This is a genomic window from Streptomyces sp. NPDC050738 (assembly GCF_040654175.1).
Taxonomy (GTDB): domain Bacteria; phylum Actinomycetota; class Actinomycetes; order Streptomycetales; family Streptomycetaceae; genus Streptomyces.
Map to the genome: position 1 here is coordinate 143,951 of NZ_JBFAHN010000004.1, position 16,775 is coordinate 160,725.

The following is a 16,775-nucleotide window of genomic DNA, read 5'->3' on the forward strand; positions in this document are numbered from 1 at the left end:
CGATGTCCGCCGCCGCTGCCGAGCAGCAGCTCCTGCTGCGCACCGTCGACGACTACCTCGGCCCTGGGGAGACCCGCTTCTTCTCCCGCGGCTACCAGCGCGCCGACTACACGGTGTACGGGATCACCGCGCACCCCGCCGGCGCCGAAGGTCCCGCCGTCACCGCGAAGGCCGACATCGGCTACCCCGCCGACTGGTCGAAGAAGACCGCCGACGAGGACCTGCGTCCGCACCTGAGCACCGTCGACGCCCTCGTCCTCGGCGTACAGCTCGCCGAGCTCCACCTCGCCCACGCCTACGGCCTCGACGCCGCGGACCGCTCGGCCATGCGCCTGCGCAAGGTCGTTCTCCGGGCGGGCGGCGCACCCCAGGAGGAGCTGGAGGGCATCGCGCTCTCGGCGACCCTCAAGGCGACCGTCGCCGAGGAGTCGGCGCGCGGCGGCCACCGCTCGGTGTACGACAGCACGGTCGGCGGTCTGCGCGTGCGCTGCGAGATCGACCACCCTCTCCGTACGAAGGCGACCGCGCCCGCCCGCTACGACGCGCTCACCGACGCGCTCGGACCGGGTGAACCGCGGTTCTACGGCGAGGGGTTCAAGCTCCGCAGGCACACCGTCGAGGACGTCCGCGTCGACATGGGCGCCCTCACCGCCGAGGCCACCGCACGCTTCACCGCCGTATCGGACACCGCCCCCACCGAAGGCATCGAGGGGGCAGGACCGCCGGTCGTCTCGCTGGTGGACTGCTTCGTCGTCAACCTCCAGCTCGCCCAGGTGCTGATGTACGAACTCGACTCGCTGACCAGGGAGTCCAGCAACACCCTGTGGATGATGCAGACCGTCCTGGAGGCCCCGGAGGACCCGCAGCCCCTGGCCGTGCCGGTCTCCGGCGCACTGGAGACGGCCACCACGCTCACCGCGGCCCGCAAGCTGCCCCTGCGCGGCGGGATCTGGCGCACCGTCGAGCTCCACAGCCGTATGGCCGGCATCGAGATGCGCTGCTCCTTCGCCCACGAACTCCCCGCCTGACGCCCCCACTTCAGCCGCCTCAGCCCTCTCACCCGCCCGTCACGAACCGCAGGAGCCACACCATGCGACTGTCCATATCCGGCACCTATTCGGCCGGCAAGACCTTCACCGCGATGGCGCTCTCCCACCACACCGGGATTCCGCGCTCGCCCGCCAAGACCATCCGCGAGATCATGCCGGACGCCGTTCCCGGCAAGGCGCTCACCGAGGTCACCCCCGCCGAGTACATCCAGCTCGCCGTACGCCGCCACGTCGGGCGCGCCGTCAACGAGGCGCTCCTGGGCGGCAGTTTCATCGCCGACGGGTCCTCGCTCCAGGAGTGGACGTACGCCGCGGTCCGCGTCGAGTTCGGCATGGACCCGGGTGCGCACGTCGACGGGCCGCCGCCGGCGAAGACGCCCGAGATGGGCTTCTTCGAGGAGGTGACCGCCCAGCTCGGGCACGCCTTCCGCCAGCACGTGAAGGAGTCCTTCGACGGATTCGTCCACCTGCGCAACGAGTTCCCGCTCGGCGCGGACGGCCACCGCCCGATGAACGAGAAGTTCCGCTCCAAATGCGACGACCTCCTGCTGGTCGCCCTGGACGAGCTGGACATCCCCTACATCCAGCTCGGCGGTTCCGTGACCGATCGCCTCGAGGCGATCGTGCGCCGCTTCGACCTGCCGGTCGTACGCGACATCGACGAAGCGATCGCTCTCGCGGGCGAGGACTACGCCAAGGTCGACTGGCGCCTGGAGAAGGTCCGCAGCCAGAGCACGGCCGCCGTCGCGGCGACGTCCGCCGCGGCCTGAGAACACCCGCCCCCACCAGAAATCAGGTGCAACATGTCCAAGCAAGCAAGTGCGGTGTCCGCACCGCCCGAAACCCCCGAGGGGCCCTACTCCCGTCGCTGGCTGATGCTGCCGGTTCTGCTGGCCGCCATGTTCATGGCCCAGTTCGACCTGTACGTCGTCAACGTCGCGGCCCCCTCCCTCGAACACGACATCCACGCGGGCCAGGCCGCCCTCGAACTCATCGTCGCGGGCTACGGGTTCACCTACGCCAGCGGCCTCATCACCGGCGGCCGCCTCGGTGACCTCTTCGGGTCCCGCAAGCTCTTCCTGTACGGCACCCTCGCCTTCACCCTGGCCTCGCTCCTCTGCGGGCTGGCCCAGACCTCCGGCCAGCTGGTCGCCGCACGCCTCGTCCAGGGCCTGACCGGCGCGATGATGGTCCCGCAGGTCCTCGCCCTGATCACGGCGGTCTTCCCGGCCACCGAGCGCGCCCGCGCCCTCGCCTGGTTCGGCGTCACCATCGGTGTCGGCGCGGTCGCCGGCCAGGTACTCGGCGGTGCGCTGCTCCAGGTGAACGTGCTGGGGCTCGGCTGGCGGGTCATCTTCCTGGTCAACGTGCCGATCGGGCTCATCGCCATGGGCTTCGCCCTGCGTCTGCTGCCGCACCGCAAGCCCGCCGCCCAGGCCAAGCTCGACCCCATCGGCGTACTCGGTGTGTCCGGCAGCCTCGCGCTGGCGCTCATCCCGCTCGCCGTCGGCCGCAGCGAGGGCTGGCCGGTGTGGACCTGGATCTGCCTGATCGCCTCGGCTCCGCTCATGGCGCTGACCGTGGCGTGGGAGAAGCGGCTGGCGCGCAACGCGGGGCAGCCGCTGCTCGACACCACGCTCTTCCGCAACAAGATCTTCACCAAGGGTCTGCTCGTCAGCCTCGGCGTCTTCTTCGCCTTCTTCAGCCTGATGTTCTCGCTGACTCTGGTGCTCCAGACGGGACTTGGTCTCGACCCGCTCCACGCGGGCTTCACCTTCTGCCCGCTGGGACTGGCCTTCGCCGGCTCCTCCATCACCTCCTCTCGGATCGCGGGCCGGCACGGCGGCCGCCTCGTCACCGTGGGCACCGCCATCGCCGCGGTCGGTCTGCTCGTGCTCCTCGTCGACCTGAGCGTCTCCGGATCCGACACCAGCGCACTGCGGCTGATCGGTCCGATGGTGCTCATCGGCCTGGGCAACGGACTCGCGGTTCCGGCCCTGACCGGCTCGGTGCTCTCCCGTATCGAGCCCAAGCAGGCCGGTGCGGCAGCCGGTGTGCTGACCACCACGCAGCAGTTCGCCAGTGCCGTCGGTGTCGCCGGCATCGGGTCGGTCTTCTTCGCCGCGGTCGGCACGGGGCACGGTGTCGGCGTCTACGCCTCCGCCCTCGAATGGGTGGCGTCCATCGGTCTGGTCCTCGTGCTGATCGCCTGCGCGATCAGCGTGAAGCTCCCGAGGCCGCCGCGCGCCCAGGCGTCCACCCCGGTCGCCGTACCGGCCCCGGCCGCTGCCGCTGCCGCTGTCGCCGAGCCCGGCCGCCCCGTCGGCACCCGCTGACCGGCACGCCGCCGCCCCGAGAGATCCGGAGAACAACACCATGACCATGACCACCGACATACACGTCACCACGGGCCGCAAGCAGCTCGTCGCCCTGCTCTTCGAGGAGATGATCACCAACGGGAGGCTGGACCTCGCCGAGGAGATCTTCCACGAGGACTTCCACTGGCCGCAGTTCGACCTGCGCGGACCCGAGGGCGTACGCACCTGGGTCAAGGCCTTCCGCACGACCTTCCCCGACATCAGCGACCTGGTCCAGGAGCAGACCGCCGAGGGCGACGTCGTCGTCACCCGGGTCGAGTGCATCGGCACCCAGCTCGGCGCGTTCCGCGGCCTGCCGCCCAGCGGCAAGCAGGCCACCTTCGGTGCGGTCGGCATCGACCGCTTCCGCGGCGACAAGGTCATCGAGCGCAGTGCGTGGTTCGACCTGGCGGACCTGATGCGCCAGCTCGGCCACGAATCCATCAACATCCCCCCGATCGACCGCCCTTGAGGTGTGCCCCGTCCCGCCGGCGGCCCGACGCCCCCCACCGGGCCGCCGGCCGGCCGGGCCCCCGTCCCCCCGTTGCCCACCCCGTGAGGAACGAGCATGAAGCCGACCCGATTCGTCTATCTCCAACCGGAATCGGTCGACGAGGCGGTCGCCTGCCTGCAGACGTACGGGCCCCGAGCCCGGGTCCTCGCGGGCGGGCAGAGCCTCCTCGCCCTGATGAACCGCCGCACGGTGCGCCCCAGCGCCGTCATCGACCTCAAGCGCCTGACGCGGCTGCGCGGCATGGCCCAGGACAACGGCGTCCTGTCCATCGGCGCACTCACCACCCACCACGACATCGAGTCCGCACAGGGCCACGGCCTGGACACCGCGTTCCGGGTCCTCCCGGAGACCGCCCGGCTCATCGGGCACCTTCCCGTACGCACCCGTGGCACGCTCGGCGGCTCCCTCGCCCAGGCCGACCCGTGCGCCGAATGGTGCCTGGCCGCCGTGCTCCTGGACGCGGAGATCGTCGTACGCGGCTCCGCCGGCCCCCGCACGATCGCCGCCGGTGAGTTGTTCACCGGCGCGGGACAGACCGTCCTCGACCACGCCGAGATCATCACCGGGATCAGGTTCCCCACCCCGGCCCCCACCGCGGCCCTCGTCGAATTCGCCGTCCAGCAGGGCAATTTGCCTCTGGTGGCCGCCGGAGCCGTCGTGGAGACCAGCCCGTACGGAGCGATCACCTCGGCCCGCGTCGCGCTGGCCGGAGCGGCGGCCACGCCGGTGCGCGTCCCTCTCGTGGAACAGGCGCTCCTGGGCGAGATCCCGGGCGAAGCCCTGTTCCGGCACGCCGGGGACGTGCTCGCCGGCGTACTCGATCCGCCCCCAGACCCGCGCGCGGATGGCCCGTACCGCACGGAGCTCGCGAGCACGCTGCTGGTCAGGGCGCTGCGCGAATCCACCGCCCGTGCACACGGCAGTGCGCAGGAATCACACGCCGGCAGGCGCGAAGAAGAGAAGGCAGGCGCGCGATGAGCGACCCCACCCGGCCCCCACAGGTCCCCGTCCGGCTCACCGCGAACGGGCAGCCGTACGCGGTCGATGCCGACCCCTGGCGCAGCCTCGCCGACGTACTGCGACGCGACCTGAACCTCACCGGCACCACCGTCGGCTGTGAGACCGGGTCCTGCGGGACCTGCACGGTTCTTGTCGACGGAGCACCCGTCCGCTCCTGCCTGATGCTGGCGGCCGAGGCCGACGGCGCCGAAATCGAGACCGTCGAATCGCTGGCCCAGGACGGCAAACTCAACCCGCTCCAGGAGTCGTTCAAGGAGCACGGGGCCCTCCAGTGCGGCTTCTGCACCCCGGGATTCCTGATGCTCGGAACCGAACTGCTGCGCCGCAACCCCTGCGCCGACCGGCAGGAGATCCGCGCCTGCGTCTCCGCCAACCTGTGCCGCTGCACGGGATACGCCCACATCGTCGACGCCCTCGAAGCCGTCGCCACACCCGCAGGGGAGCAGGCGTGAACGCCATCGGCATCTCCGTACCCCGTCTCGAGGACGACCGGCTCCTGCGCGGGCGCGGCCGCTTCCACGACGACACCGTGCGCCCCGGGCAGCTGTGGATGCGGATGGTGCGCTCCCCGCTCGCCCATGCCCGCATCGTCGGCGTGGACACCGAAGAGGCGTCCCAACATCCCGGTGTCATAGGGGTGTTCACTGCCGCCGACCTGCCCGGAGAGCTGCGCATCCCGGTCCGCCAGCCGCATCCCGGCATCGACTTCACCCCCTATCTGCAGTCCCCTCTGGCCACCGGATTCGTCCGCTACGTCGGCGACCCCGTCGCGGTCGTCCTCGCCGAGGACCCCTATATCGCCGAGGACGCCGCCGACCTGGTCGCCCTGGACCTCGAAGCGCTCCCCGTCCTCCTCGACGCCCGCAGCGCCGCCGACGAGCGCCCGGAGTCCTGGCGCGGTGAGCGCGCCGAGGTGGGCGTCGTCGAGTTCGCGTACGGGGACGTCGACGAGGTCTTCGCCACAGCGCCCCACGTGGTGAGCGCGGACCTCAGCACGGGCCGCCACAGCGGGACTCCGCTGGAGCCGCGCGGTCTGGTCGCCGACTACGACGACAGGACGGAGCGGATGACGATCTGGGGCGCCACCAAGGTGCCCTACTTCAACCGGCGGGTCCTGTCCTCCATGCTCGGCGTCCCCGAACACCGCATCCACATGCTGGAGTCGGACGCCGGCGGCAGCTTCGGCGTACGCGGCGAGTTCTACCCCGAGGACCTGCTGGTCCCCTTCCTCTGCCTGCGTACGGGCCGCCCCGTCAAATGGTCCGAGGACCGCACCGAGCACATGATCGCCGCCAACCACGCGCGCGAACAGCAGCACCACATCGAGCTCGCCTTCGACGACGACGGGCTGCTGCTCGGGCTGCGCGACGAGGGATGGCTGGACAACGGCGGCTACATCCGTACGCACGGAGCCGTCGTTGCCGCCCTCACCTCCGCGATGATCTCCGGCCCCTACCGGCTGCCGGCCTGCCGCAGCCGCATCCACATCGTCACCACCAACAAGACCCCGATCGGCACCTACCGCGCCCCCGGACGCTTCCAGCACAACTTCGTACGCGAGCACGCCATCGACCTCGCCGCCACCCAACTGGGCATGGACGCCGTCGAGTTGCGCCGCCGCAATCTGCTGGATGCCACCGAACTCCCGATGCGGCGGCCGATGCAGGTCTTCGGCTCGCCGATGTTCCTGGACGGCAAGGACCACCTCGACCACTTCGACAAGTCCAGGACCGCGGTCGACTACGCCGCCTGGCAGGAGGAGGCCGCGGCCGCGCGTGCGGAAGGGCGGCTGGTCGGCGCCGGGTGTGCCGTCATCCTGGAGAAGGCGGGCCTCGGCCACGACAGCGCCGTCGTCGACATCGGCGTGACCGGCGCCGTACGCGTCTCCATGGGCGGTGCGAGCTCCGGGCAGGGCATCGAGACGGTCATGGCGCAGATCTGCGCGGAGGAGTTCGACATCCCCACGGAGTCCGTCACCGTGGTGCTCTCGGACACCGACATCCTGCCCGACGGCGCCGGCAGCTTCGCCAGCCGCTCGACCGTGGTCGGCGGCACCGCCGTCAAGATGGCCGCCGAACAGGCCCTCGCCAAGGCCCGTCGCGTCGCCGCCGTGATGCTCGGCGCGGACCCCGATGACCCCGATTCCATCGAGGTCCGGCACGGCACGCTGGCCCGGCGCGACGACCCCGGAACCCGGCTGACCCTGGGGCAGATCGCCGTGGCCTGCTTCACCCCCCAGCACATCAGGACCGGGCAGGAGCCGGGGCTGATCGGCCGTGGCACCTATGTCGCCGACGGCATGACGTACCCGTACGGAGCCCACTACACCCAGGCCGAGGTGGACCCGGGCACCGGAGCCGTGAAGCTCCTGCGGTACGCCGTCAGCTATGAGATCGGCCGGGCGGTCAACCCCCTTGCCGTGCACGGCCAGTTGATCGGCGGTGCGGTCCAGGGCATCGGCGGCGCGCTCTTCGAGGAGTTCCGCTACACGGAGGACGGCCAGCCGCTCTCCACCACCCTCAACGACTACCTCTGGCCCCGGGCGAGCGATCTCCCCGACATCCAGGTCGAGTTGTACGAGGACTCGCCCTCGCCCGGCAACCCCCTGGGCGTGCGCGGCGCGGGCGAAGGCGGCACCGCCGGCGTCGGGGCCGCCGTCGCCAACGCCGTACGCGACGCGCTCCAGCTGCGCGGCACGGTCGGCGCACTCCCGCTGCACCCGCACCGGGTCAAGGCGCTTCTGCGCGAGCAGCTCGCCCAGGACCCGACAACTCCCGTAATCCCACAGCCTGTTGGAGACAGAACGCCATGATTCCCGAAGCGCACCGCCCGACCGGCTGGGACGACGACCTGTGGGAGGCGCCGCCCCCCGAAGACCGCCCCGCACCCGCCCCCGGCGTCACCGCCCCCGATGCGACCGCACTGGCCCAGGGGCGCCCCGAGGAGCGCAGGCGGCTGCTCGGCGCGTACCTCCGCGAGGAGCTCGCCCGGGTGCTGCGCGTGGACCCCGGCGCTGTCCACACCACCGGGCGCACCCTCGGCTCCATCGGTGTCGGCTCCATCACCGGCCTGGAACTCCAGCAGCGCATACGGCACGCCCTGCACCTGGATGTCGCCCTGCCCCGGATCCTGGGGGCCGCCGACGCGGACGCCCTGGCCGACCATCTGGCCGACCGCCTGGCCGGGCAGTACGCGGCGGCGGCAGCGGCATGAGCGATGTCCTCCCCCTCGACGGGGGCCGGGTCGATCTGTGGCTGCTGCGCCAGCCCAGAACAGGCACGCCACAGGCCGAGTTCGACCGTTCCGTACTGGACGAGGCGGAGCGCCACCGGGCGGGCACCTGCAAGCGCTCGACCGGCGGCCACCTCTACGCACTCGCGCACATCGCCCTGCGCAGACTGCTCGGCGAGTACCTCGACACCCCTGCCGCGGAGCTGGAGTTCATGCGCGAGCCGTGCCCGGGCTGCGGTGAGCCGCACGGCCGCCCTGCGGTCGCCGACCCGCCCCGCCCGGTGCACTTCTCCCTCTCGCACAGCAGCGGCATGGTGCTGGTCGGGGTCGCGGCCACACCGATCGGCGTGGATGTGGAGGTACGGCCGGGAGCCGAGACCGTGGAGGTGTGCTCGGCCGCGCTCCACACGGACGAGCGGACCGAGCTGCGGGCCGAGCCCGATCACGTACGCCAGGAGGCGTTCGGCCGGCTGTGGACGCGCAAGGAGGCGTACCTCAAGGGGATCGGCACCGGTCTGAGCCGCGACCTGTCCGCCGACTACCTCGGCGCCGACCGGGCGGCGCACCCCGAGGGCTGGACGCTCCTGGACATCCCGTGCGGGCCGCGCCACAGCGCTGCGGCTGCCGTACGCGGCCCGGCGCCCGCCCCGGCCGTGCGCTGGCTGTCGCTGGACTGGCTGCGTGACTGCGAGAAGCGGGACGCGCTGGTCGGCGCGTCGTCCGAGGGGGCCTGACATGAAGGACATCGCCGAGCGGCTGTCGGCCTGGCGCGCGGCGGGCCAGGCCTTCGCGGTGGCGAGCGTGGTCCGCACCTCCGGCAGCGCGCCGCGCGAACCGGGGGCCGCGCTCGCCGTGAACGCCGAAGGGGAAGCGGTGGGCAGCGTCTCGGGCGGCTGCGTGGAGGGGGCGGTGTATGCCCTGTGCGAGGAGGCGATCGCCGGCGGCCGTACGGTCGTCGAGACCTTCGGCTACAGCGACACGGACGCCTTCGCGGTGGGCCTGACCTGCGGCGGAACGCTGGAAGTCCTGATCGAACCGGTGGCGGCCGATGCGGCGACCCCCTTGGCGCGGGCCATCGACCTGATCGCCGCCGGGACGCCCGTCGCCCTCGCACGGGTCGTCGGCGGGCCGGCCGCGCTCCTGGGGACTGCTCTCGCCGTGACCGACGAGACGCACCACGGCGGCCTGCCCGGGTTCCCCGTGCACACCGTCCTCGACCACACACGGGAGTTGCTCCGCTCCGGCACCACGGACACGCACACGCTCGCCCCCGACGGGAGCCCGTGCCCGCCCGAAGCCGGCGGCGCGCTCACGCTCTTCGTGGAGTCCTACGCACCGGCCCCCCGGATGCTGGTCTTCGGCGCGATCGACTTCGCCGCCGCCGTGACCCGTATCGGACGGTTCCTCGGCTACCACGTGACCGTCTGCGACGCCCGCCCCGTCTTCGCCACCGCACGCCGCTTCCCCGACGCGCACGAGGTGGTCGTCGACTGGCCGCACCGCTATCTGGAGTCGCAGCGGTACGCGGTCGACGACCGGACGGTGGTGTGCGTGCTCACCCATGACGCCAAGTTCGACATCCCCCTCCTCGAACTCGCCCTGCGCCTCCCCGTGGGCTACATCGGCGCCATGGGCTCACGCCGTACGCACGCCGACCGCGAGGAGCGGCTGCGCGCGGCGGGCCTGACCGCGCATGAACTGGCCCGGCTGCGTTCCCCGATCGGCCTCGACCTGGGAGCGCGTACGCCCGAGGAGACGGCGGTGGCGATCGCCGCCGAGCTGGTCGCCCACCGCCGCGGCGGCGGCTGCCTCCCGCTGAAGGACGGCAGCGGACCCGTGCATCCGCGGCGCACCGGGCGCGACGACGCGCTCCCCCTGAACCGACCACGAGCAGCGGCCTGACCCGCCGGCGACGACGAGGACTCTCCATGGCTCACGAAAAGGCTCACGAAAAGGCTCACGACAGCCGACGCGTCCGCGTCCACTGCCTGCCCCACGCGGGCGGTTCGGCGGACAGCTACCGCAGTTGGGCGCGGCAGACGGCGGACCCGGCGTTCGACTTCGTACCCGTCGAGCTGCCCGGACACGGCGCCCGCCGCGCGGAGGAGCCGCTCACCTCGATGGCCGGGGTGGTGGACGAGGTGCTCGCCGTGCTGGCGGCCCGGCCGCGCACGGAGCCGTTCGTCCTGCTCGGCCACAGCATGGGCTCGCACGTCGCGTACGAGACGACGCGCCGCCTCGCCGCCACGGGCGGGCCGCTGCCCCTGGCGGCGGTCGTCTCCGGCTGCCGGCCCGTCGGGGCCCGCACGGCGCACCCCCTGCACGATCTCTCCGACAGCGCGCTGGTCGAGAAGCTGGTGCACCTGGGCACCCCTGCCGCGGTCCTCGAACGCGCCTGCCTGGTACGGGCGTTGCTCCCCGCGATCCGCGCCGACTTCCGGCTGATGGCCGGCTACGGCGACCATGCGCAGCACGCGCGCCTCACCCCGCTGCCCTGCCCCGTCGTCGCGTTCGGCGGTGCGGACGACCCGCTCGTCGACCCGGGGGCGACGGGGGAGTGGAGCGCCCTGACCTCGGTCGCCTTCCGCCACCGGATCCTCCCCGGCGGTCACTTCTTCCTCTACGAGCACCTCCCCGCGGTCCTCGCCGAACTCGGTCCGTGGGTGCGTCCGGCCCGGGCGACGAGCAGGCCCCCGCTCGCCCACCCCCGGCGCAACGAGATCCGCCTGGAGTCCGTACTCGATGCGCTCGCTGACCCGATACGCCTGCGGATAGTGCATCAACTGGCAACGGGGAAAGGGGAGTTCCCCTACGCCCGGTTCGCCCTTCCTGTGGCCAAATCGACCGCGACACACCACTTCCGCGTACTCCGTGACGGCGGGGTGATCCGTCAGTACTACAGAGGTGCCGCCAAGATGAGCATCCTGCGCTGCGAGGACCTGGATGCCCTCTACCCCGGGCTGCTCGACAGCGTGGTCACCGCGGCCACCCGGGAGTGCGGTCGACGCGCCATCAACGGCGGTTTCCGGCCATGATCGCGAGATCTGTTGCATCTGCCGCCGCGAACGGATGTTCTTCTGTGGTCGTCTCAACTGGCTTCGTCCGCTTGCGGATTGGGCTGAATCCCTTCCACCGAGGATCTACTGATGACGCAGATATCGGAGGCGCTGCCCTGGGCCGCCGCCGTGGTCATGGCGGCCGCAGCAGCAGTCGCGGTACAGCTCCTGTTCCGTGCCCGCCGCTCGGCCGCCGCCCTGCGGACCGAGGCCATGGCCGCAGGCCTGGCCGCGGAAGGGCGCCACCAGGCGATGGAGATAGGCCTGCGGGCGGAGGCACAGAGCGCCGAGGAGCGCTTCCGCTCCATGGAGGCCGGGCTCAGGGCCGAGGCGCACGGCGCGGGGCTCGCCAGGCTCGCGGCCGAGGAACGGTACATCCAGGTGTCGGACGAGGTCGCGTACCTCGGCGCCGTACGGCTGCCCGCCCTCGTCACACACCTGCGGCACCGCCATGTGGCCATCCCCGGCACCCAGGACCCCTCGCTCGCCCACACCGAGATCGGCACGCTCCTGGAAGGCGTCCTCAACCAGGTCGCCCAGGTCGTCGTCGACACCGAGATCCGGGTCGACGAGGGCGCACAGGCCGTGCTGCGGGACACCACCGCGAGCATCCAGGCCAAGAGCTACCGCATCCAGTCGATGATCGAGGAGATGCAGTTCCTCTACGACGACCCCAAGCTCGCGGAGCAGCTGCTGAGACTGGACCGTACGAACGAGGAGAACCTCCGCCAGATCCAGGCGACCGGCGTGCTCTGCGGGGCCTGGCCGGGGCTGGCCAGGGCCGACTCGCACCTGGGCGACATCGTCGCGGGGGCGCAGTCCCGTATCCCCGGCTACCAGCGCGTCCAGGTCACCAGCCAGCTGAACGTGCCGGTCGGGGTGGTCGCCCGGGCGGTCGAGCCGCTCGCCGTGATCGTCGCCGAACTGCTCGCCAACGCCGTGCACCACACGCCCCAGGGCACGCGCGCCGTCGACGTCAGCCTCCACCAGGTGCAGACCGGCGCATGCGTCGTCATCGACGACCCGGGTGTCGGAATGACCGACGAGGAGCGGCAGTTCGCCGCCCGGATGCTCTCCAGCCAGCAGTCGCTGCTGCTGACCCACCTCGGCGACCCGCCGCGTGCGGGGTTCGCGACCATCGGCCGGCTGGTCAAGCAGTTCGGCTTCACGGTCACGGTCGACAAGCCCGGTTCGTACGGTGGCGTGCGCGCGGTCGTGTGGATCCCCGACCACCTCCTGCTGCTGATGGACGAGGAGGCCCAGCCCATGTCGGCGATGTCCCCGGCCCTGCGCAGGCAGCCCGAGCCGGAGGTACGGGACCAGCTGCCGGCCCGGACCGCGCACAGCGCTCCGGCCGCCGTCGCACCCGCCCCGGCCCACGCCGCCCCCGTCTCCGCCTCCGCCGCTGCGGAAACGGCCACGGCTCCCGCCCCCGAGCCCGGTGCCGCCGTCGAACTCCCGCGCCGCAGACGCCAGAAGCGGTCCCCCGAGGCCTCCGGGTACGAGCACGCGCACGAGCACGACAGGACGCAGGACGCCGCCCCCGCCGTACCGGTGATCGACCCGGAGCAGGCCGCGCAGACCTGGGGTGCCTGGCACACCGGAACCCAGCGGGGCGTCGCAGAAGCGCAGACCGCCGACCAGGAAGAAGGCTCCGAGTCATGACTGTTCCCAAGCGCCCACTCCTCAGGGACATGTCCTGGGTGCTCGCTCCGCTGATGGAGGTGCCGGGGGTCGTCCACGCGCTGGTGCTCTCCGGCGACGGGATGATCCAGGGAGCCTCCGAGAACCTCACCCGCGAGGCGGGCGAAGGCGCCTCCGCCATGGCGTCCGCGCTCCAGGGCGCGGGCAAGGAGCTGGTCAGGAACCTGGCCGGCGAGGTGGAGAGCCCGGTGGTCCACCAGGTGGTGGTCTCCACGACGTACGGCTTCGCCTTCCTCATCCCGGCCGGCGACAACACCGTGATGGCGGTGTTCGCGCACTCCACCGTGGACATGGGCGTCATCGCCCACGCCATGCAGGTCCAGGTCGCCAAACTGGGCGCCAAGGCCATGAGTTCGCCCCCGCGGGTCAGGGACGGTGTACGGGGATGACCCCGGCGCCTCGTCGACGGCTCGTGCCGTCCTTCCTGGCCGCCGAGAGCGTCCAGCCGACGCGCAACACCCTGGACCGGGTCACCCTGCTCTCCGCCACCGGTATGACATCGACCGATGACCTCACCCATGTGAAGCGCCGCCTGCTCGACCTGCTCGCGGGCGGACCGCTGGCACTGGCGGAGGTCGCCGCCCGGCTCGTCCTGCCCGTGAGCCTGGTGCGCGCGCTGGTGGCCGACCTGGTCGACAGCTCGCACCTGAGCGCCCGCGCCCCGATTCCCCATGCCCGAGTGCACGACCCCGAGCTCCTGGAGGCGGTCCTCGATGGACTCCGCAGTATCCGATAGCGCCACCTATCTCGACAGCGCCGAGATGACGCTGCTGAAGATCGTGGTGACCGGAGCCTTCGGCGTCGGGAAGACCACGATGATCAACTCCCTTTCGGAGACGGCCCCGTTGCACACCGAGGAGGTGATGACGGAGGCCGGCGCCAGTGTCGATCACCTCGTCGGCGTACGGGACAAGGCGACCACCACCGTCGCCATCGACTTCGGGCGGCGCACGCTCCCCGGCGATCTCGTGCTCTACCTGTTCGGCACCCCCGGCCAGAAGCGCTTCAAGCCGCTCTGGGAGGACATCGCGCGCGGGGCGCTGGGCGCGGTCGTGCTGGTCGACACGCGCCGCCTGGACGCGTCCTTCGACGTCATCGACATGATCGAGGAGCAGGGGCTGACGTACGCGATCGCCGTCAACAACTTCCCCGACGCCCCCCAGTACCCGCCGGAGGTGCTCCGCGACCACCTCGACCTGGAGCCGCACACCCCGCTGGTGATCTGTGACGCCCGGCGGACCACGTCCTCCGTGGACGTGCTGATCGAGCTGGTCACCCACCTCCTCGCGCAGCCCGCGCCGGCACCCGAATCCGTACCGGCTCCCGAATCCGTACCCGCCCTGGACGCCTCATGACCGTGCCGCATTCCAAGAACTCCTATATGCCGCTGGCCGTCCCGCTGTACGGGGAGGAGTTCGCCGCCGACCCCGGCAGCATCTACACCCGGCTGAGGGCCTTCGGCCCGGTCGCGCCGGTCGAGATCTCGCCGGGGGTGAGCGCGTACCTCGTCACCGACCGGCAGGCCGCGATGGAGCTCCTGAACGACACGGAGACCTGGGCGAAGGACCCGAGGGCCTGGGAGAGCGGGCTGCCCCCGGAATCCCCGGTGCGCCCCATGCTCGGCTGGCGCCCCAACGCACTCTTCAACGACGGCCAGGCGCACCGGCGTTACAGGTCGGTCATCACGGACAGCTTGAGCCGGGTCGAACCGCACAGATTGCGCCAACAAGTGGCGGACATCGCCGACGGCCTGATCCGTGAATTCGGGGCCACCGGAGAGGCGGATCTGGTCGTCCAGTACGCCCGCCCGCTGCCCCTCATCCTCTTCAACGCCATGTTCGGAATGCCCGAAGAGGACGGCCCCCGGCTGGTGGCCGCGCTGGGCGGGATGTTCGACGCGAAGCCCGAGAACGCCATCAAGGCCAACGAGGACTTCAGCCAGTACATGACCGAGCTCATCACGCTCAAGTCGCAGAAGCGCGGCGAGGATCTGACCAGCTGGTTCATGGACCACCCGGCCGGACTGAGCACGGACGAGCTCGCCGCCGAGGTCGTCCTGACCATGGCGGCCGGCCAGGAGCCGACGACCAACCTGATCTCCAACAGCCTCTCGCGCATGCTGTCGAACCCGGACTACTACAGCACCCTCTCCAACGGCGCCCTCACCGCGTACGACGCCGTCGACGACGTGCTGCGCAACGAGCCCCCGATGGCGAACTACAGCGCCCACTTCCCGCGCGCCAACGTGCACTTCCACGGCACCTGGATCCCGGCCAACGCGCTGGTCCTCGTCTCGTACCACGCGGCGAACACCACCCCCGACGACCTGCTCACCGGAGGCGGCAACAGCAGCCCCCTGAGCGGCAGTTCGGAGCCGCGCAGCGACGGCGGCGCGCACCTGGCCTGGTCCGCGGGCCCGCACGCCTGCCCCGCCAAACAGCCCGCCCTGCTCGTCGCGGTCACCGCCATCGAACGTCTCACCAGCCACCTTGGCGACCTCGAACTGGCCGTGCCCCGCGAACAGCTGCAGTGGCGGCCCGGCCCCTTCCACCGGGCGCTGTCCCATCTCCCGGCGCACTTCACCCCGATCACTCCCCAGAAGACTGGAGTCACCCCATGGAGCAGCCCTTCGTCATCGACCCGGCAGGCCGGGACATCCACGGAGAGTCCGTGGCCCTCAGGGAGCGCGGGCCCGCGGCCCGTGTCGTACTCCCCGGGGATGTAGCCGCCTGGGCGATCACGGACCATGCGCTGCTCAAGTCGCTGCTCACCGACGACCGGGTCAACAAGGACCCGAAGAACTGGGGCGCGTGGCAGCGCGGCGAGATCACCCCGGACATGTGGATCTACACCTGGGTCGCGGTCAACAACATGTTCACGGCGGCGGGCACCGACCACCGCCGGCTGCGCAAGCTGATCGCCCCGGCGTTCACCGGCCGCCGCATCGAGGCGCTGAAGCCGACGATCCAGAAGATCGCCGACGAGCTCCTCGACGGGCTCGCGGCTTCGCCCGACGGCGAGGCGGATCTGCGCAGCGCGTACGCGCACCCGCTGCCGATGCAGGTCATCTGCCACCTGTTCGGGCTTCCCGAGAAGCTCCAGCCGCGTATGGCGCTGCTGGTGGAGCGGGTCTTCGACACCACCATCGAGGACGCGGCGGCCAACTTCGCCGAGCTCCAGCAGATGCTCGCGGACCTCATCGCGCTCAAGCGCGCCGAGCCCGCCGACGACATGACCAGCGTCCTGATCGCCGCCCGCGACGAGGACGGCACCCGCCTGAGCGAGGCGGAGCTCGCCGACACGCTGCTGCTCATCATCAGCGCCGGATTCGAGACCACGGTCAACCTCATAGGCAACGCGACCTGCGCGCTCCTGGACCACCCGGAACAGCGCGAGCGCGTCACCGCCGAGGATTCGGGTCTGTGGGGCGAGGTCATCGAGGAGACCCTGCGCTGGGAGCCGAGCGTGGCCCACCTCCCCATGCGGTACGCGGTCGAGGACATCGAGCTGCCCGGCGGCCAGGTCATCCCCCAGGGCGACGCGATCCTCGCCGCCTACGCGGCGGCGGGCCGCCAGCCCGCCCAACACGGCCCCGACGCCGACGCGTTCGACATCGACCGGGTCAAGAAGGAGCACCTGGCGTTCGGCTTCGGCGTCCACTTCTGCCTCGGCGCCCCCCTGGCCCGCCTGGAGGCGGACGTGGCCCTGAAGGCGCTGTTCGCCCGCTTCCCGGACCTGAAGCGGACGTCCGAGGGCCTGACACCGGTCGAATCGTTCATCGCGAACGGCGCGCAGCGCATCCCGGTCGCGCTGACCGTCTGAGGACTGCCCACGGGGCCCCAGC

Annotated in this window: 17 protein-coding genes and 1 pseudogene; all 18 read left to right on the forward strand. The window is 71.5% G+C overall.

Annotated features, from left to right (window positions below; translation table 11 throughout):
• Window positions 1–2: 2 nt before the first annotated feature.
• The 18 genes and pseudogenes from AB0H78_RS12310 (at window position 3) to AB0H78_RS12395 (ending at window position 16,753) form a co-directional block, all read left to right on the forward strand.
• Window positions 3–1,028, forward strand: coding sequence for an AvrD family protein (locus AB0H78_RS12310; protein ID WP_363234275.1), 1,026 nt, complete (start codon window positions 3–5; stop codon window positions 1,026–1,028).
• 62 nt (window positions 1,029–1,090) lie between these two features.
• Window positions 1,091–1,819: an AAA family ATPase gene (locus AB0H78_RS12315; protein ID WP_363234276.1), complete on the forward strand. Its 729-nt coding sequence runs from the start codon at window positions 1,091–1,093 to the stop codon at window positions 1,817–1,819.
• A 33-nt stretch (window positions 1,820–1,852) separates the two neighbouring features.
• Window positions 1,853–3,385: an MFS transporter gene (locus AB0H78_RS12320; protein ID WP_363234277.1), complete on the forward strand. Its 1,533-nt coding sequence runs from the start codon at window positions 1,853–1,855 to the stop codon at window positions 3,383–3,385.
• A 46-nt stretch (window positions 3,386–3,431) separates the two neighbouring features.
• Complete coding sequence (locus tag AB0H78_RS12325) at window positions 3,432–3,878, forward strand: ester cyclase (RefSeq protein ID WP_363234278.1); 447 nt, start codon at window positions 3,432–3,434, stop codon at window positions 3,876–3,878.
• Window positions 3,879–3,974: 96 nt separating this feature from the next.
• A complete protein-coding gene (locus AB0H78_RS12330) occupies window positions 3,975–4,898 on the forward strand; it encodes an FAD binding domain-containing protein (RefSeq protein WP_363234279.1) in 924 nt (307 codons plus the stop codon).
• On the forward strand, window positions 4,895–5,392 hold the full coding sequence (locus tag AB0H78_RS12335; protein ID WP_363234280.1) for a (2Fe-2S)-binding protein: 498 nt from the start codon (window positions 4,895–4,897) through the stop codon (window positions 5,390–5,392). Before AB0H78_RS12330 ends, AB0H78_RS12335 begins: the two co-directional genes overlap by 4 nt.
• Window positions 5,389–7,752: a xanthine dehydrogenase family protein molybdopterin-binding subunit gene (locus tag AB0H78_RS12340; RefSeq protein ID WP_363234281.1), complete on the forward strand. Its 2,364-nt coding sequence runs from the start codon at window positions 5,389–5,391 to the stop codon at window positions 7,750–7,752. Before AB0H78_RS12335 ends, AB0H78_RS12340 begins: the two co-directional genes overlap by 4 nt.
• Window positions 7,749–8,153, forward strand: a complete 405-nt coding sequence (locus tag AB0H78_RS12345) for an acyl carrier protein (RefSeq protein WP_363234282.1) — start codon at window positions 7,749–7,751, stop codon at window positions 8,151–8,153. The genes AB0H78_RS12340 and AB0H78_RS12345 overlap by 4 nt, the downstream gene beginning before the upstream one ends.
• Window positions 8,150–8,905 carry a 4'-phosphopantetheinyl transferase superfamily protein gene (locus AB0H78_RS12350; RefSeq protein ID WP_363234283.1) on the forward strand — a complete coding sequence of 252 codons (756 nt, stop codon included), beginning with the start codon at window positions 8,150–8,152 and terminating at the stop codon, window positions 8,903–8,905. Before AB0H78_RS12345 ends, AB0H78_RS12350 begins: the two co-directional genes overlap by 4 nt.
• A 1-nt stretch (window position 8,906) precedes the next feature.
• Window positions 8,907–10,073 (forward strand): XdhC/CoxI family protein, encoded by a 1,167-nt coding sequence (locus tag AB0H78_RS12355; protein WP_363234284.1) that lies wholly within the window; start codon window positions 8,907–8,909, stop codon window positions 10,071–10,073.
• A gap of 26 nt (window positions 10,074–10,099) precedes the next feature.
• A pseudogene (locus AB0H78_RS12360) lies at window positions 10,100–10,819 on the forward strand (alpha/beta fold hydrolase); the annotation flags it as partial.
• A gap of 15 nt (window positions 10,820–10,834) precedes the next feature.
• Window positions 10,835–11,206, forward strand: a complete 372-nt coding sequence (locus AB0H78_RS12365) for a helix-turn-helix transcriptional regulator (RefSeq protein WP_363234664.1) — start codon at window positions 10,835–10,837, stop codon at window positions 11,204–11,206.
• Between the two features lie 111 nt (window positions 11,207–11,317).
• Window positions 11,318–12,892: an ATP-binding protein gene (locus tag AB0H78_RS12370; RefSeq protein ID WP_363234285.1), complete on the forward strand. Its 1,575-nt coding sequence runs from the start codon at window positions 11,318–11,320 to the stop codon at window positions 12,890–12,892.
• Window positions 12,889–13,320, forward strand: a complete 432-nt coding sequence (locus AB0H78_RS12375; RefSeq protein ID WP_363234286.1) for a roadblock/LC7 domain-containing protein — start codon at window positions 12,889–12,891, stop codon at window positions 13,318–13,320. The genes AB0H78_RS12370 and AB0H78_RS12375 overlap by 4 nt, the downstream gene beginning before the upstream one ends.
• Entirely contained in the window at window positions 13,317–13,667 is a 351-nt protein-coding gene (locus tag AB0H78_RS12380) for a DUF742 domain-containing protein (protein WP_363234287.1), read from the forward strand. Before AB0H78_RS12375 ends, AB0H78_RS12380 begins: the two co-directional genes overlap by 4 nt.
• A complete protein-coding gene (locus AB0H78_RS12385; protein WP_363234288.1) occupies window positions 13,645–14,286 on the forward strand; it encodes an ATP/GTP-binding protein in 642 nt (213 codons plus the stop codon). The genes AB0H78_RS12380 and AB0H78_RS12385 overlap by 23 nt, the downstream gene beginning before the upstream one ends.
• Window positions 14,283–15,656, forward strand: coding sequence for a cytochrome P450 (locus tag AB0H78_RS12390; protein ID WP_363234289.1), 1,374 nt, complete (start codon window positions 14,283–14,285; stop codon window positions 15,654–15,656). Before AB0H78_RS12385 ends, AB0H78_RS12390 begins: the two co-directional genes overlap by 4 nt.
• Window positions 15,548–16,753 carry a cytochrome P450 gene (locus AB0H78_RS12395; RefSeq protein WP_363234290.1) on the forward strand — a complete coding sequence of 402 codons (1,206 nt, stop codon included), beginning with the start codon at window positions 15,548–15,550 and terminating at the stop codon, window positions 16,751–16,753. The genes AB0H78_RS12390 and AB0H78_RS12395 overlap by 109 nt, the downstream gene beginning before the upstream one ends.
• Window positions 16,754–16,775: the final 22 nt, after the last annotated feature.

What these genes read in the sequence shown, in the direction of transcription:
- AB0H78_RS12315 (WP_363234276.1), top strand. Translation starts at nt 1,091, where the DNA reads ATGCGACTGTCCATATCCGGCACCTATTCGGCCGGCAAGACCTTCACC.
- AB0H78_RS12310 (WP_363234275.1), top strand. Translation starts at nt 3, where the DNA reads ATGTCCGCCGCCGCTGCCGAGCAGCAGCTCCTGCTGCGCACCGTCGAC.
- AB0H78_RS12345 (WP_363234282.1), top strand. Translation starts at nt 7,749, where the DNA reads ATGATTCCCGAAGCGCACCGCCCGACCGGCTGGGACGACGACCTGTGG.
- AB0H78_RS12335 (WP_363234280.1), top strand. Translation starts at nt 4,895, where the DNA reads ATGAGCGACCCCACCCGGCCCCCACAGGTCCCCGTCCGGCTCACCGCG.
- AB0H78_RS12325 (WP_363234278.1), top strand. Translation starts at nt 3,432, where the DNA reads ATGACCACCGACATACACGTCACCACGGGCCGCAAGCAGCTCGTCGCC.
- AB0H78_RS12370 (WP_363234285.1), top strand. Translation starts at nt 11,318, where the DNA reads ATGACGCAGATATCGGAGGCGCTGCCCTGGGCCGCCGCCGTGGTCATG.
- AB0H78_RS12385 (WP_363234288.1), top strand. Translation starts at nt 13,645, where the DNA reads ATGGACTCCGCAGTATCCGATAGCGCCACCTATCTCGACAGCGCCGAG.
- AB0H78_RS12355 (WP_363234284.1), top strand. Translation starts at nt 8,907, where the DNA reads ATGAAGGACATCGCCGAGCGGCTGTCGGCCTGGCGCGCGGCGGGCCAG.
- AB0H78_RS12330 (WP_363234279.1), top strand. Translation starts at nt 3,975, where the DNA reads ATGAAGCCGACCCGATTCGTCTATCTCCAACCGGAATCGGTCGACGAG.
- AB0H78_RS12380 (WP_363234287.1), top strand. Translation starts at nt 13,317, where the DNA reads ATGACCCCGGCGCCTCGTCGACGGCTCGTGCCGTCCTTCCTGGCCGCC.
- AB0H78_RS12375 (WP_363234286.1), top strand. Translation starts at nt 12,889, where the DNA reads ATGACTGTTCCCAAGCGCCCACTCCTCAGGGACATGTCCTGGGTGCTC.
- AB0H78_RS12350 (WP_363234283.1), top strand. Translation starts at nt 8,150, where the DNA reads ATGAGCGATGTCCTCCCCCTCGACGGGGGCCGGGTCGATCTGTGGCTG.
- AB0H78_RS12390 (WP_363234289.1), top strand. Translation starts at nt 14,283, where the DNA reads ATGACCGTGCCGCATTCCAAGAACTCCTATATGCCGCTGGCCGTCCCG.
- AB0H78_RS12395 (WP_363234290.1), top strand. Translation starts at nt 15,548, where the DNA reads ATGGAGCAGCCCTTCGTCATCGACCCGGCAGGCCGGGACATCCACGGA.
- AB0H78_RS12320 (WP_363234277.1), top strand. Translation starts at nt 1,853, where the DNA reads ATGTCCAAGCAAGCAAGTGCGGTGTCCGCACCGCCCGAAACCCCCGAG.